Genomic DNA, 15,938 nt, shown 5'->3' on the forward strand with positions numbered 1-15,938 from the left:
TGCCGGTGGAGGTCGCCACGTAGGCGTCAGCCGACGCACCGTGGGTGAACGCCACCACGTCATCCCGACCGTCACCATCGAAATCCGTCGGCGAACCACCGAGATAGCGGGGCGTGGGCGGCGGCGGTGGCGTGCCGCAGTTGTCGCTGACCAGGAACCTCTGGTTGTACTGGCCGGGATACGGCGCGAGCGAGACGCCGTTGATCGAGATGACCTGGCCGACGCCGTTGTAGAGCTGCTCGTAGTGCACGTGCGCGCCGGAGGAGTTGCCGGTGCTGCCGGTGATCCCGATCTGCTGCCCCTGCTGCACGTAGGCGCCGTCGGGCACCGAGTAGGCGCTGAGGTGGAAGTAGTAGGTGGTCCACCCGCCGCCGTGGTCGATGACGATGTAGTTGCCGGCGCCGCTGGGCTGCGAGTAGCGGCGGGCGACTCCGGCGGCGGACGCCACCTGGGGCGTACCGCCTGTGACACCGCCGTCGGCGCGGACGAAGTCCAGCGCCTGCCGCACCTCGGCGCTGTGGTGGCTGTACGTCCACCGCTGCCCGCAGGGGAACGGTGCCTTGAAGGTGGGCGCGGCGAGTGCCGGTGACGGGGCGACCGTCACCGCGGTGAGGGTGGCCGCGGCCAGGGTGAGCAGCGCGACGAGGGCCCGCCGGGCGGGACGCGTCGGGAATCTGGGCATGCGGTGACTCCTCGTCGGAAGAGGGATGCACGGTCGGAGCGGCGCGTGGGCGCGTCAGGCCAGGGGCCGGTGTCGCCGATGGGCGGGCCCTGACAGTTCGCGTCGGAGAAGGGGCGGCTGGCGTCCCGATCGGCGGGGCGGTGGCGCTGAGGAGAAGTGAAACCGCAGACTTCGGAACCTGTCAATACCCGCCGGGGTGGTGAGTGCCGGCGGAAAACTTCCTTCAGCGTCGCTTCCGCCCGGCCTGGCTGCGCGGCGTGCGGGCCGACCCGCCGCGAAGATTCCTGCCCTGGAGGGAAAGCCGGGCGCAAAGTATTGACAACCGTGGAAGTCTCGAAGTTAACTCGCCAGCAATCGATTTCTCATGGCTCCTACGGCCGCTCGGAAGGGACACCGATGAGGCTTCGCATCGGCCGTTGGGCCGGCGCCGCAGCAGCCGCGCTGCTGGCCGTTGCCGTGCCCGCGACCTGGTCCGCCGCCGCGCCGGCCGCCACGACGGCGCCCGCTCCCGCTCTCGCCGTCGCCGACGACAAGGGCCCGATCGGCTGGGACGCCTACCGCCGGCTCGACCGCCTGCCGGAGCTGGCCGCCGGCACCCGTACCCACCAGTTCTCCAGCTTCGGCCGCGACGGCTCCAACGACGACGGCTTCGTCGGCACCTGGTCGTGTCTGCGTCAGAGCGGGGGATGTGTGATCGCCGAGGCGCGCGGCCCGGGCGAGGTGCAGTCGATCTGGTTCACCCGCGACGACGGCAACGTCCGCGCCACCGGCTGGATCCGCGTCGAACTCGACGGCGTCGTGGTCGTCCAGGCCGACCTCCAGGATCTGGTGGACGGGCGGCTCGGCAGCCCGTTCGTCGCGCCGCTCGTGAGCAATGCCGACCAGACGTCCGGCGGCGTCACCGTCAAGGTGCCGATGCCCTACCGGGAGTCCATGCGGATCACCACCCAGAACAACCCGCTGTTCCACCACGTCACCTACCGGACCTTCGCCGACGCCGCAGGGGTGCTCCGGTTCGATCCGGCCGACCCGGCCACCGACGTGGTCACGCTGCTGCGCGCCGCCGGCACCCGCGACCCGAAGCCCGCCCAGGCCGGCGCCTCCACCACGCGCGCCACCGTCACCGCCCCGGCGCAGGGGCAGGTGTCACTGGCCGCCCTGACTGGTCCTCGGGCGATCACCGCGCTGCGGCTGCGCGTACCGGACGCCTCGGCCGGCGCCCCGACGCTCGCCGGACTGCGGCTGCGGATGACATTCGACGGCCGTACCACAGTCGACAGCCCGGTCGGCGAGTTCTTCGGCGGCGGGCTGGGCGAGCGCAACGTCCGGTCGCTGATGTTCGCGATGGACTCCGCGCCCGGCGGCTGGTACAGCGCATGGTGGCCGATGCCGTTCCGCACCGCCGCCGCACTGACGCTCGTCAACACGACAGGTACCACAGTCGGCGGCGTCGAGGTCGAGGTGACGTCGGCGCCCGGCGCCGAGTGGACGTCCCGGCTCGCCGCCGACGGCAACGCCGGCTACTTCACCACCCAGTCACGCCGCGCAGAGACGGTCGGCGGCACCGACTGGATCATCGCCGACCAGCCCGGGCGGGGCCGGTTCGTGGGCGTCTCGCAGGCCGTGCGCGGCCACATCATCGGCGGCAACACCCGCAACTACCTGGAGGGCGACGAGCGGGTGTACGTCGACGGCTCGCCCACGCCGCAGATCTACGGCACCGGCACCGAGGACTTCTACGAGTCGGGCTGGTACTTCAACCGCGGCGAGTACAGCGGCGTCTTCACCGGCAACACCGCCCACCTGGTACGCGGCGGCGGCTGCGCCGACGAGTGCGACGCCGCGTACCGGCTGATGATCGGCGATGCGGTGGCGTACGGCACCGCGCTGCGCTTCGGCATCGAGCACGGACCGGCCAACGACATGCCCGCCGAGTACGCCTCGACCGCGTTCCTCTACACCCAGCGCACCGTCACCACCCGCCGGACCGACACCGTCGTCACCGGCGACGCCGCCAGCCGCGCCGCGCACGCGTACACCGACTCCGGGGCGACCCAGACCGCGCTCAGCTCCGCCTTCGAGGGCGACGACGACAACGTCCCGCACACCGGCCAGGTCCGCGCCACCACCGCACCGGTCCGCTTCCGGCTGGCGATCGACCCGGCCAACCAGGGGGTACGGCTGCGCCGCCACGGCGACCAGGCCGGCGGCTACCAGCAGGCGGCCGTGTCGGTGGACGGCACGCCGGCCGGGGTGTGGCTGCAGCCGCTGGGCAACGACAGGCAGCGCTGGCTGGCCGACGAGTTCGTGCTGCCCGCGGCGCTGACGGCGGGCCGGTCGGCGGTCATCGTCCAGCTCACCCCGGCTACCGGCGCGCCGGCCTGGACCGCCGCCCGGTACCTGGCCGACAGCATGGTGGCGCCGTTCACCGATACCGTCGCCCCGGCCCCGGTCGCCGGTCTCGCCCTGACCGGCGGGCGCATGCACGCGCTGGGCCTGACCTGGTCTCCCTCCGCCGACGACGTCGGCGTGGTGTCCTACCGCGTCTACGCCTCCCGGAACCCGGGGGTGGCGATCACCGCCGCCAACCTGGCCGGCACGACCCGTGCCACCACGTTCCGGCACGGCCCGCTGCCCGTCGCGCAGACCCGCCACTACCGGGTCGTGGCTGTCGACGGGTCGGGCAACGCCGCGGCGCCCTCCGCCGAGGTGTCGGCCACCACCCGTACCCGCAACACCAGCGACGCCGACGGCGACCGCCGCGACGACGCCGTCGACTTCACCCGCGGCGCCGCCGCCGACGTGTTCACCTCGCTCTCCGACGGCACCCGGTTCGTGCCGGACAGCCGGCCCTGGAACGACTTCTTCGCCGTCGGCGCGGAGGTGCCGCTCACCGGCGACGTCAACGGCGACGGCCGCGCCGACGTCATCACGTTCACCCGCGGCGACAGCGCCGACGTCTACGTCGGGCTCTCCACCGGCGCCGGATACTCCGCCGGGGTCAAGTGGCACGACTTCTTCGCCGTCGGCGCCGAGATCCCGGCGGTCGGCGACGTCAACGGCGACGGCCGTGCCGACATCATCACGTTCACCCGCGGCGCCGCCGCCGACGTCTACGTGGCGCTCTCCACCGGCTCGGGCTTCGGACCCGGCGTCAAGTGGCACGACCACTTCGCGCTCGGCGACGAGTTCCCGGCAGTGGGCGACGTGGACGGTGACGGTCGGGACGACGTCGTGACGTTCACCAGGGGCACGACCGGCGACGTGTTCGTGTCGCTGTCCGACGGCACCCGCTTCGTCGAGGACGGCTGGAAGTGGCACGACAGCTTCGCCTTCGGCGACGAACTGCCGGCGGTGGGCGACGTCGACGGCGACGGGCGCGACGACGTCGTCACGTTCACCAGGGGTACGACGGGCGACGTGTTCGTGTCGCTGTCCGACGGCAATCGCTTCGTGCAGAACTCGTGGAAGTGGCATGACCACTTCGCATTCGGCGACGAACTGCCGGGGCTGGGGGACTTCACCGGCGACGGGCGTGCCGACGTGGTGACGTACACCCGAGGGCTGACGGCCGACGTGTACGTCGCGCCCTCCACCGGTGGCGGGTTCGGGCCACCCGGCAACCGCTGGCATGACCAGTTCGCGCCCGGCACCGACCTGCCCCGCCCGAGCGTGTCGTGATGCGCGCCCGACGCGTGCTCGCGGTGCTCCTGCTCGGGGTGGCCCTGGCCGCCGTCCCGGCCGCACCGGCCCCGGCCGACGACCCGGTACGCCTCGAAGCCGAGTCCCTCGCGGTCGTCTCCGCCACCGCTCCGGTCGAGGCACAGGCCGACTGCTGCGGGGTGAGCTGGTCCGGCGGGCGCCAACTGTGGTTCCGCGCCGCCCGGGCCGGCGACTCGGTGACGCTCACAGTGCCTTCGGTGCCGGCCGGGCAGTACGACCTGGGCGCCGTGCTCACCCGCGCCGGTGACTACGGCACGCTGCGCTTCGCCGTCGACGGGGTGGCGATCGGCCAGCTCTTCGACGGGTACGCGGGCGCGGTGCAGCGTACCGGCGCGGTGCCGCTGGGTTCGGCGTCCCTGTCGACCGGCACGCACCGCCTCACGATCACCGTGACGGGCCGATCGGGAGCCTCGACCGGCTTCTTCGCCGGGCTGGACACGGTGACGCTGCGCCGCGTCGGCCCGCTCGCGGCCGTCACCACCACCCCGTACGAGCTGCTCGGCGAGACACCGGCGCGGGGCGGGTCCACCCGCGTCTACGACCCGAGCGCAGGCGAGTCGACGACCTGGTACTACAACGACCACACGCTGGTACGACACGAGCAGACCGGCGTGTGGCACCTGTTCGGCATCACCCACGCCGAACCCGGCGCGCCGCAGGACGAGAAGGTCTTCGGGCACGCCACCGCGCCCACCCCGACCGGCCCGTGGACGAAACGGCCGGTGGCGCTGGCCGCCGACCCCGGGGCCGGGGAGCAGTGGATCTGGGCCCCGCACGTCGTCCAGCACAACGGCGTCTACTACATGTTCTACGCGGCCGGGAACCCGGACTACGCCCGGTACCGCATGCACCTGGCCACCTCGACCGACCTGTTCACCTGGACCCGCAGCTCCGCCAACCCGCTGTTCACCGACGGGTGGGAGGGCCGCGACCCGATGGTGACCCGGGTCGGCGACCGCTGGGTCATGTACTACACGGCCACGTCGAGCCCGTCCGGCGGCAACCATGTCGTGGCGTACCGGACCAGCACCGACCTGCGTTCGTGGAGCGGCCGCGCGATCGCGTACACCTCGCCGCACACCGGCCGGGCGGGCGGGCAGACGGAGTCGCCGTTCGTGGTGCGCCGGGGGGAGTGGTGGTACCTGTTCGTCTGCTGCGACGGCACCGACTACGGCGCCGCGTACCGGCGAACGGCCGTCTACCGCAGCCGCGACCCCCTGCGCTTCGACGGCGCGGAGAAGGTGACGGTGCTGGACGCGCACGCCGCCGAGGTCGTGGTGGACGGCTCCAACTGGTACCTGACCCACGCCGGCTGGGGTCAGGGCGGGCTCTGGCTGGCGCCGTTGACCTGGTCGGCCGGTGTGGTGGCCCGTGGCTGGACGGTGACCACCGGATTCCTGCGCGCCGACGTGCGCACCTGGCCGAACGCCCGGATCGCCGAGCTGGCGGTGGACCCGGCCGGCGCCGGCAACCACCGTCCCGCGCTCGACTCGTCGCACCGGGGCACCGGCCCGTACCTCGCCGTCGGCCGGTTCGACGTGACCGACCGGGCCGGGGCGCCGGCCCGGGTCGACGTGTCGGCCGACGGCTCCCGGATCAACCTGGCCGGCATCCCGTTCGGCGACGAGCCGGTCACCGCCGACTGGCTGCTCACCGTGACGCCCCGGTGGACCGGTCCCGGGTTGCAGAGCGACGTCACCTGGTCGGTGAACGGGTGGCCGACCGCCGCGGTGTGGGAGGTGGCGTTCAACGTCGACGCCGCGTCCCCGCTGGTCGGCGACCCGGTGGCGGAGGCGCGGCCGACAGGTGACGTCACCGGCATGCCCCGCTGGACGATGAGCACCGGCGACGGGCTCTCGGTGGTCGCGGCGCACCGGTGGGGGTCGGCCTGGCGCGGCGACAACACCTGGTACGACGCCGGCCACGCGATGGCGGCCTGGCAGCCGCTGTGGCGCTCCGGCGGCCTGTCCTGGGCGCCCGGCCAGTACGCGGGCGGCACCTGGCGTCTGACCGCGAGCGGGGTCCGGCGGGACGTGCCGTTCGCCGACGCCGCGCACGCCGCGATCAACGCGATCCCATGACCGGCGTGGACACCCGCGACGCGCCCGGCCCGAGCGGCCGGGTGGTGGTCGCGGCGACCGGCGTGGCCAAGCGGTTCGGCGGCGTGACGGCGCTCGACGGCGTCGACTTCGACGTACGGGCGGGCGAGGTGCACGCGCTGCTGGGCGAGAACGGCGCGGGCAAGTCCACTCTGATCAACGTCCTGTCCGGCGTGATCACCGACTACGACGGAGAGGTCGCGGTCGACGGGACGCCGGTACGGTTCACCGGCCCGGCCGCGGCCCAGGCCGCCGGGATCGCGACCATCCACCAGGAACTCGACCTGGTGCCCGCCCTGTCGGTGGCCGACAACCTCGTGCTCGGGCGGGAGCCCCGGACCCGGCTGCGCACAGTCGACCGGCGGGCCGCGGCCCGTACCGCGCGCGAGCACCTGGACCGGCTCGGCGCCGACATCGACCCGCGCCGCCCGGTGGGCTCGCTGCGCGTCGGCGAGCAGCAGCTCGTCGAGATCGCCAAGGCGCTCGCCCTGGACGCCCGCGTCCTCGTCATGGACGAGCCGACGGCCGCGCTCGCTGACGGGGAGGTGCGGCGGCTGTTCACCACCATCGGCGGCCTGCGCCGCCGGGGCGTCGGTGTCGTCTACATCTCCCACCGGATGGAGGAGATCGAGGTCGTCGCGGACCGCGCGACGGTGCTGCGCAACGGTTCCGTCGCCGGTGTCGTAGCGGCCGGCCGGATGGAACGGCGGCGGATCGTGGCGATGATGGTCGGCGGCCGGGCCGCGTCACTGTTCGAGCCCGCTCCGGCGGACGTGGCCGGCGCGCCCGGCCCGCTGCCCGCATCGGCCGGCGGCGACCCGTTGCTGCACGTCACCGACCTGGCGGTGCGGCCCCGGGCGCCCCGGCCCGGCCGCTGCGAGCCGACCGGCATCAGCCTGACCGTGCGGGCCGGCGAGATCGTCGGCCTGGCCGGGCTGATGGGCGCCGGACGCACCGAACTGCTGGAGACCCTGTTCGGCGCCGGGCCCGCCGGTCGCCGCACCGGCACGGTTCTGCTGGCCGGCCGCCCGTACGCGCCGCGCCGGCCCCGCGCGGCGCTGCGTGCCGGCGTCGGCTTCGTCCCCGAGGACCGGCGCCGCTCCGCGCTCGTCCTGGAACACCCGGTCGGCCGGAGCATCGTGCTGGCTGCCCTGTCCAGGCTGACCTCGGCCGGGTTCGTCATCCACGGCCGGGAACGGGCGGCCGTCGCGCGGTCGCTCACCGACCTGGCGATCAAGACGGCGTCGGCGGCCACGCCGGTCGGCGCGCTCTCCGGCGGCAACCAGCAGAAGGTCGTCTTCGCCCGCCACCTCCTCACCGAGCCGCGGCTGCTCCTGCTGGACGAGCCGACCCGCGGCGTCGACATCGGGGCGAAGGCGGAGATCTACCGGCTGCTGCGCCGGCTCGCCGTCGACGGCATGGGCATCCTGCTCGCCTCCTCGGAACTGCCCGAGCTGCTCGGCGTCTGTGACCGGGTGGTGGTGCTGCGCCGCGGCCGGGCCGTGGCCGACCTCGCCACCGGCGGCTGCACCGCCGAGGACGTCCTCGCGGCGGCGATGGGCGGCCCGGCCGCCGGAAGGGACGACCGATGACCGACACCCGCGTGCCGCCGCCCGAGCCGGCAGTGACCGGGCCGGCCGCCGGTACGGCCGGACTGCGCGGCGCGACAGCCCACTGGCTGCGCCGGCCGCGCAGCCGCAGGGAACTCGCCGACCGGCTCTTCGCGGTGCAGAGTCTCTTCGCGCTGCTCGTGGTCTTCGTCGTGGCGATCCTCGCCTCCCCGCGCCGCGACGGCGAGATCCTCTTCCTCACCGCCGGCAACCTGGGGAACATCGTCCGCGCGGTGTCGGAGATCGGCATCATCGCGATCGGGATGACGTTCGTCGTCCTGCTGGGCGGCATCGACCTGTCGGTCGGGGCGATCCTCGGTCTGTCGGCGGTCGGCACCGCGACGCTCATGGTCGACTCCGGGCTCGGCATCCTGCCCGCCGTTGCCGCGGTGCTCGCGATCGGCGCGCTGTTCGGCGCGCTCCAGGGGTACGCCGTGGCCCGCCTCGGCATCCAGTCGTTCATCGTGACACTGGCCGGTCTCCAGGTCGCCCGAGGCATCGCCCGGATATGGTCCGGCGGCCTCGGCATCCCGATCGCCTACGGCGACGGACCCCAGGAGGCGCCGCCCGCCTTCGAACTGCTGAACGGCTCGATAAACGGCGTGCTCCCGGTGCCGGCGGTGCTGTTCGTCCTGATCGGGGTGGCCGCTGTCGTGGTGCTGCGGACGACGGCGTTCGCCCGGCACGTCTACGCGATCGGCGGCAACGAGAAGGCGGCCCGGCTCTCCGGCGTGCCGGTCACCCGGGTCAAGGTCGCCGTGTTCGCCGTCGCCGGCCTCCTGGCGGCGGTGGCCGGCGTGGTCCACGCGGGACAGCTCAACCAGGGCAGCCCGAACGACGGCGCCGGATACGAGCTGGACGCGATCGCCGCCGTCGTCATCGGCGGCACCAGCCTGGCCGGTGGCTCCGGCTCGATGGGCGGCACCCTGGCCGGCGCGCTGCTGCTCGGCATCCTCAACAACATCCTCGCGCTCAACAACATCGACGCCAACGTCCAGCTGCTGATCAAGGGACTGGTGATCGTGCTCGCGGCGGCGTTGCAGAAGCTGCGCCGCGGCCTCGCCTGACCGAACCGACTCCGAGGAGCCACCGATGGACAAGCGAACCACACTGCTCGCGCTGCTGGTCACCGGCGCGCTGGCGGCGACGGGGTGCAGCGTCGAGAAGCCGTCCGACGACGCCGGGCAGGCCCGTGCCTGCGGCGCCGGCAAGGACTTCCTGATCGGCATGTCCCAGGCCAACAACGCCGAGCCGTACCGGCAGGTGATGAACAACGACGTGCAGACGGCGGCGAAGTCGGTGCCCGGCTTCCGCGTCGTGGTCTCCGACGCCGCGCAGGACAACAGCAAGCAGGTCGCCGACGTGGAGAACTTCCTCACCCAGAAGATCGACCTGCTGATCGTCTCGCCGAACGAGGCCAAGCCGCTGACCGCCGTGGTGAAGAAGGCGTACGACCAGGGCGTGCCGGTGATCGTGCTGGACCGCAAGGTCGAGGGGGAGGCGTACACCGCGTTCATCGGCGGCGACAACGTGGCGATCGGCAAGGCGGCCGGCGAGTTCTACGCCACGACGCTGCTGCCCGGCGGCGGCAAGGTGATCGAGATCGCCGGCCTGCCCGGCTCGACCCCCGCCGCCGAACGCGCGCAGGGCTTCCGCGACGGCATCGCCGCCAACCCGAAGATCCAGATCGTCGCCTCCCAGCCCGGCGACTGGCTGCGGGAGAAGGGACAGTCGGTGGCGGACGCACTGATCAAGACCCACCCGGACGTGTCCGCGATCTACGCGCACAACGACCCGATGGCCGAGGGTGCCTACCTCGCCGCGAAGTCGGCGGGCAAGGCGCAGCGGATCAAGTTCACCGGCATCGACGCGCTGCCGGTGCCCTCCGGCGGGATCAAGGCCGTCGAGCAGGGCCGCCTGGCCGCCACGTTCCAGTACGCCACCGGCGGCCGGGAGGCGGTCGAGCTGGCCCGGAAGATCCTCGTCGACTGCGCCGAGGACGTCCCGCGTACCACCACGCTGGGCACCATGCGGATCACCAAGGAGAACGCCGCCGAGGCGTACGCGAAGCTCGGTGGCCTCTGAACGCGGCCGCGCCCCGTCCCGCCCACCGTCCGCCCGTCGAGGGAGCCGCCCCGTGACCCGCTACACGATGCCCGTGCCGATCGAGCGCCCGGCCGCCCCGCCCCGCACCGTCTACACGGTAGCCAGCGGCGACCTGCGGTCGAGCGCCAACGTCACCTGCTGGCCCACCCAGCGGCAGCTCGAAGCCGACCTCGCCGCCGCCGTCACCGCGCTCGGCTGGCACGTCCGGCGCGGTCATGACGTCGACCCGCTCAAGGGACACGGCTTCATCGACAGCCAGCGCGCCGGGATCGAGGTCTTCCGGAGCATCCCGGCCGACGTGCCGCTCGTCGTGGTGGAGGCGGTCTGGCAGTACAGCCACCACGTGCTGGCCGGGCTGCGCGCCCACCGCGGGCCGATCCTGCTGGTGGCGAACTGGAGCGGGGAGTATCCGGGCCTGGTGGGCCTGCTCAACCTCGCCGGCAGCCTCACCAAGGCGGGCGTGCGGTACTCGACGCTGTGGAGCGAGGACTTCACCGACGAGTGGGCGCGCGACGGCCTGAAGAAGTGGCTGGAGACCGGCCGGGTGACGCACGACGAGAGCCATGTACGCCCGCTGCCCGAGCTGCGGCCGGACGAGGAGGTCGAACTCGGCGTGGCGCTGGCCCGGCAGCTCGTCTCCGAGCGGGCCGTCATCGGCGTCTTCGACGAGGGCTGCATGGGCATGTACAACGCGATCATCGACGACGAGCTGCTCAACCCGATCGGCGTCTTCAAGGAACGCCTCTCCCAGAGCGCGCTGGTGGCGGAGATGGCACGCGTGCCCGACGCCGAGGCGCGGGCGGTGCTCGCCTGGCTGGAGGCGGCCGGGATGACGTTCCACACCGGCACCGACGAGGCCACCGAGCTGACCCGGGCGCAGCTGCTGAGCCAGTGCCGGATGTACGTCGCGGCGCTGCGCATCGCCGACGACTTCGGGCTGGACGCGGTCGGGATCCAGTACCAGCAGGGGCTCAAGGACACAGTGCCCGCCAGCGACCTGGCCGAGGGTCTGCTCAACAACGTCGATCGCCCCCCGGTGACCAGTCGGGACGGCTCACGGGAGCTGTACCCGGGCGTCGCGCTGCCGCACTTCAACGAGGTGGACGAGGGCGTCGCGGTGGACTCGCTGGTCACCAACCGGATCTGGACCGCGATGGGCCTGGACCCGGCGACGACGCTGCACGACATTCGCTGGGGACAGCAGTACGGCGAGAACTTCGTCTGGGTCTTCGAGATCTCCGGTTCGGTGCCCGCGTCGCACAACGGGGGCTACGACAGGTCGTACAGCATGCGTCAGCCGCCGATGTACTTCCCGCTCGGCGGGGGCACGCTCAGCGGCGTGTCGAAGCCGGGGGAGATCGTCTGGTCGCGGGTGTTCGTGATGGACGGCGGCCTGCACGTCGACCTCGGGCGCGGCACGGTGGTGGAGCTGCCCGAGGCGGAGACCCGGCGGCGGCTGGACGCCACCACACCGCAGTGGCCGATCATGCACGCCGTGCTGCACGGCGTGGGTCGCGACCAGTTGATGGCCCGGCACAAGGCCAACCACGTCAACGTGGTCTACGCGCCCGACGCCGACACCGCCGACCGCGCGCTACGGGTCAAGGCCGCCCTCTTCGCCGAGCTGGGCGTACGGGTGCACCTGTGCGGGGAGGTCACGATCTGAGCGAGCCGGCGGCAGTGCCGCGTGACCGGGTTCGGCCCGCCGCGGGGCCCTGCCGGCCGGCCGACGGCGCCGAGCTCTCGCGTACCCGCAGCTCGGTGTGGAGCACCACGGTCGAGGGCGCCTTGGCGGGGTCGGCGATCCGCTCGACGAGCAGCGTGGCGGCGGTACGCCCGAGGTCGTAGGTGGGCTGCGCGACGGTGCTCAGCGAGGGCCGGACCAGGTGCGCCCACGGGATGTCGTCGAACCCGACGATGCCGAACGGGTCGGGCACGCCGATGCCGTTGTCCACGAGGCACTCGACGGCGCCCACCGTCATCAGGTTATTCGCCGCGAACACCGCATCCGGCGGCTCGGCGGTCTCCAGCAGGGAGGCCATCGCGCGGTAGCCGCCCTCCTCGCGGAAGTCCGCGTACCGGATCAGGTCCTCGGTGGCCGGGCGTCCGCTCGCCTTCAGCGCCCGCTGGTAGCCCCGCAGCCGCTGCATGGCGGTGGAGATCCGGCGCGGGCCGGTGATGCAGGCGATCCGCCGGTAGCCGCTGCCCACCAGATGGGCGGTCGCCTGCTCGGCGCCGTGGGTGTTGTCCACCAGCACGGTGTCCACCTCGACGCCGCGTGGCTGCCTGTCGATCGCCACGACCGGGATGCGAGCCTGCACCAGGCGGCTGATCAGGGCCGGCCGCCCGGACGAGGAGATGATCACCCCTGCCATCCGCTCGGCCAGGGCCGCGGCGACGTAGCGGGCCTCCTTCTCCGGGTCCTCGTCGCCGTTGCAGAGCACGACCGAGAAGCCGGCCTCCTGCGCGACGTCCTCGACACCGCGCACCATCGAGGTGAAGAACGGGTTCCCGATGTCGGAGATGATGACCGCCCAGAGACTGGTTCGGCTGCGGCGGAGGCTGCGCGCGACGGCGTTGGGGCGGTAGTCGAGGTCCTGCGCGGCCTGCCGTACCCGCGCGGCCATCTCCGGGTCGACCGAGGCACGCCCGTTGAGGACACGGGAGACGGTCGCCGGCGACACTCCCGCGCGACGCGCCACGTCGTAGATGGTCGTCATCGCCGCTCCCGTCGTCCGTCGGCGGGTCCGGCCCGGCCGGCCCATGGCGGTCTGCCCGTCGGATCGTGACCCACCGGAGGGAGACCGCCACCGCGGGAGATCGCTCGGAATCCTATACCCGTCAAGCAATCGATTTCCGGCCGGGTCCGCCGCGCTTCCCGGCGGCCCCACGGTCGCTATTGACATCGACAGCGGTGACTACAACACTCGTCAGCAATCGATTTCTCACGGTCGCGTCGCCTGGTCACCCCGGTCGGCCGGCCATCTCCGGTTCCTTCCTCCGACACCCCCGAGGAGCACGGTGAGACGAACTCCACCGGCGATGCTCGTCGCGCTCTGCACGGCCGTGGCGGCCGTCGCAGTCGGCGCGCCCGCGGCCGCCGTACCGATGGACACGCTGGCCTGCCCGTCCGTGCCGGCCACCCACGACCCCGCCGTCACGCTGATCGTCTACCGGGTGGCCCGGTCGTACAACGTCAACGACAAGGTCATGCTCTCCACCTTCGAGGCGGGGTGGGTCGAGTCCCACATGAACAACCTGCCCTGCGGTGACAAGTCCAGCCTCGGCGTGTTCCAGCAGCGCTGGGACTACGGGTGGGGCACCCCCGAGCAGATCATGGACCCGGTCTACGCCACCCAGCAGTACGTCACCCGGGCGATCACCTGCGACCGCAACAACCCCGGCTACACCGCCGGCCAGGTGGCGCAGTGCGTCCAGCGGTCGGGGTTCCCCGACCGGTACGACCAGGTGGCGGCGACCGCGCGGACGCTGCTCAACCAGGCGGCCCGTACCCACGGCATGGCCGGCGGGTCGTCGACCGACGTCAACGGCGACGGCCGCGACGACGTCCTCACCTTCACCCAGAACACCTCCGCCGACGTCTACGCGAGCACCTCCACCGGCACGGGCTTCGCGGGAACGTCGGTGAAGTGGAACGACTTCTTCTCCATCGGCGGGGAGACCGCCTCGACAGGTGACGTCAACGGTGACGGACGCGACGACATCGTCACGTTCGCGCACGGCAACACCGGCGACGTGTACGTGGCGCTGTCGAACGGGTCGGCGTTCACGTCGCCGGGCAAGTGGCACGAGTGGTTCGCGCCGGGTGCCGAGATAGCCGCCGTGGGCGACGTCACCGGCGACGGCCGCGACGACATCGTCGCGTTCACACACAACGCGACGGCCGACGTCTACGTCGCCGTGTCCACCGGGTCGTCGTTCGCCGGCACGTCGGTGAAGTGGCACGACTTCTTCTCCGTCACGGGGGAGTTCCCCGCACTCGGCGACGTCAACGGCGACGGGCGCGACGACATCATCACGTTCACTCAGGGCCCGGCGTCGGCGGCCGACGTCATCGTGGCGCTGTCCACCGGGACCTCGTTCGGGGCGCCGCAGAAGTGGCACGACCTGTTCGCCGTGGGCGCCGAGCAGCCTCGGGTGGGCGACATCAACGGCGACGGACGCGACGACATCGTGACGTTCACCTGCAACGCCGACGCCGACGTCTACGCCGCCACCTCCACCGGCACCGGCTTCGCCGGCATCACTGTGAAGTGGCACGACTTCTTCTGCCTGCCCGGTGAGTTCCCGTACCTGGGCGACACCGACGGCGACGGCAAGGACGACCTCGTCGTCTTCACCAAGGGCACCACGAACGACGTGTACGTGGCGCTGTCCACCGGCACCACATTCGGTGCCAGCAGCAAGTGGCACGACTACTTCGGCCTCACCGGTGAGGTGACCCTGTGACGTCAGGATGGGAGGCCCCCGTGGCCGGAACACGACGGAGACGGCGGCGGGTCGGCGTCGCCCTGCTGGCCGCGGCGCTCGTCGGCGCGGTCGCGGTCCAGCCCGCGTCCGCGACCGCGACGCCGTCCGGCCGTACCGCGCTGGACGCGGCCTTCGTGCGGGCGGCACAGGAGTACGACGTGCCCCGGGACGTGCTCGTGGCGCTCGGCTACGGCGAGTCCCGCCTGGACCCGCACGGCGGCAAGCCGAGCCAGGCGAACGGCTACGGGGTGATGCACCTGGTGAGCAACCCGGTCCAGCACAGCCTGGAACGGGCGGCGGAGTTGACCGGCGAGCCGGTCGGGCGACTGAAGACCGTCACGCCGGCGAACATCCGCGGCGGCGCGGCCGTGCTGCGCGAGCTGGCCGACGCCGAAGGGCTGACCGCGCGGGACCGGGAGCGGGTGACCGCCTGGTACCCGGTGGTGGCGCGGTACGGCGGCGCGGCCGACGACGCCACCGCCCGGCTGTACGCGGACGGGATCTACGAGCTGGTGCAGCAGGGCATTGCCGGGGCGGTGCCGGTCCGGGCGCACCGGGTCGAGCCGGAGCGGGGCCGCTACGCCACTGTGGCACCCGCCGGCACGGCGTCCCGTACCCTGGCCGCCGCCGTGCCCGAGTACCCGCCGGCGCGGTGGGTCGCCGCGAACGGCGCCAACTACGGCGTCGGGCGGTCCAGCCGGATCACCACTGTGATCCTCCACGTCACCCAGGGCTCGTACGCCGGCACGATCAGCTGGTTCCAGAACCCGTCGGCCGGGGTCAGCGCCCACTACGTGGTCAAGTCCAGCAACGGCGAGATCACCCAGATGGTCCGCGAGGGCGACACCGCGTACCACGCCCGGTCCGGCAACGCGTACGGCGTCGGCATCGAGCACGAGGGCTACGTCGACAACCCGGCCTGGTTCACCGACGCGATGTACCGTTCGTCGGCCGCGCTGACCCGTTACCTGTGCGACAAGTACGGCATCCCGAAGAACCGCACCGGCATCAAGGGCCACAACGAGATCCCGGGCAACGACCACACCGACCCGGGGCCGAACTGGAACTGGAACTACTACCTCTCACTGGTGAACCAGGGCGGCGGAGGCTCGGCCGCCCGGTATTTCGGTGGTTCGCCGACGGATTTCGATGGTGACGGTCGGGATGACGTGGTGGCGTTCACCCACGGTGCGTCGGCTGACGCGTATGTGGCGACGTCGACGGGTT

10 protein-coding genes are annotated in these 15,938 nt (G+C 72.6%); 8 read left to right on the forward strand and 2 right to left on the reverse strand.

The annotated features are described in order from the left end of the window. Window positions 1–682 (reverse strand): M23 family metallopeptidase (locus tag F8279_RS25090; protein WP_151501259.1); only part of this gene is annotated, 682 nt, incomplete at its 3' end. 396 nt (window positions 683–1,078) lie between these two features. Between F8279_RS25090 and F8279_RS30910 the strand changes: the two genes are divergently transcribed. The 6 genes from F8279_RS30910 to F8279_RS25120 are packed head-to-tail and all read left to right on the forward strand — an operon-like array spanning window position 1,079 to window position 11,886. Then, the gene (locus F8279_RS30910) at window positions 1,079–4,363 is read left to right on the forward strand and encodes a DUF2961 domain-containing protein (RefSeq protein WP_151501260.1); all 3,285 of its coding nucleotides are present in this window, start codon (window positions 1,079–1,081) and stop codon (window positions 4,361–4,363) included. Then, window positions 4,363–6,486, forward strand: a complete 2,124-nt coding sequence (locus tag F8279_RS25100) for a family 43 glycosylhydrolase (RefSeq protein WP_151501261.1) — start codon at window positions 4,363–4,365, stop codon at window positions 6,484–6,486. The genes F8279_RS30910 and F8279_RS25100 overlap by 1 nt, the downstream gene beginning before the upstream one ends. Then, window positions 6,483–8,096, forward strand: coding sequence for a sugar ABC transporter ATP-binding protein (locus tag F8279_RS25105; RefSeq protein WP_151501262.1), 1,614 nt, complete (start codon window positions 6,483–6,485; stop codon window positions 8,094–8,096). The genes F8279_RS25100 and F8279_RS25105 overlap by 4 nt, the downstream gene beginning before the upstream one ends. After that, window positions 8,093–9,181: an ABC transporter permease gene (locus tag F8279_RS25110; RefSeq protein WP_192580764.1), complete on the forward strand. Its 1,089-nt coding sequence runs from the start codon at window positions 8,093–8,095 to the stop codon at window positions 9,179–9,181. The genes F8279_RS25105 and F8279_RS25110 overlap by 4 nt, the downstream gene beginning before the upstream one ends. Before the next feature lie 25 nt (window positions 9,182–9,206). Then, window positions 9,207–10,199, forward strand: coding sequence for a substrate-binding domain-containing protein (locus tag F8279_RS25115; RefSeq protein WP_091428220.1), 993 nt, complete (start codon window positions 9,207–9,209; stop codon window positions 10,197–10,199). A gap of 52 nt (window positions 10,200–10,251) precedes the next feature. Then, window positions 10,252–11,886: a fucose isomerase gene (locus F8279_RS25120; protein WP_151501263.1), complete on the forward strand. Its 1,635-nt coding sequence runs from the start codon at window positions 10,252–10,254 to the stop codon at window positions 11,884–11,886. Here F8279_RS25120 and F8279_RS25125 read toward each other — a convergent pair. Beyond that, the gene (locus F8279_RS25125; protein WP_091428216.1) at window positions 11,876–12,940 is read right to left on the reverse strand and encodes a LacI family DNA-binding transcriptional regulator; all 1,065 of its coding nucleotides are present in this window, start codon (window positions 12,938–12,940) and stop codon (window positions 11,876–11,878) included. The genes F8279_RS25120 and F8279_RS25125 overlap by 11 nt on opposite strands. 301 nt (window positions 12,941–13,241) lie before the next feature. On the opposite strand from F8279_RS25125, the gene F8279_RS25130 reads away from it, so the two are divergent. Next, window positions 13,242–14,690, forward strand: coding sequence for a VCBS repeat-containing protein (locus F8279_RS25130; RefSeq protein ID WP_151501264.1), 1,449 nt, complete (start codon window positions 13,242–13,244; stop codon window positions 14,688–14,690). Between the two features lie 20 nt (window positions 14,691–14,710). Further along, window positions 14,711–15,938, forward strand: a 1,228-nt coding sequence (locus F8279_RS25135; RefSeq protein ID WP_192580765.1) for an N-acetylmuramoyl-L-alanine amidase, incomplete at its 3' end; no start/stop codon positions are given.

Source organism: Micromonospora sp. AMSO1212t (genome assembly GCF_008868145.1).
Lineage (GTDB): Bacteria > Actinomycetota > Actinomycetes > Mycobacteriales > Micromonosporaceae > Micromonospora > Micromonospora tulbaghiae.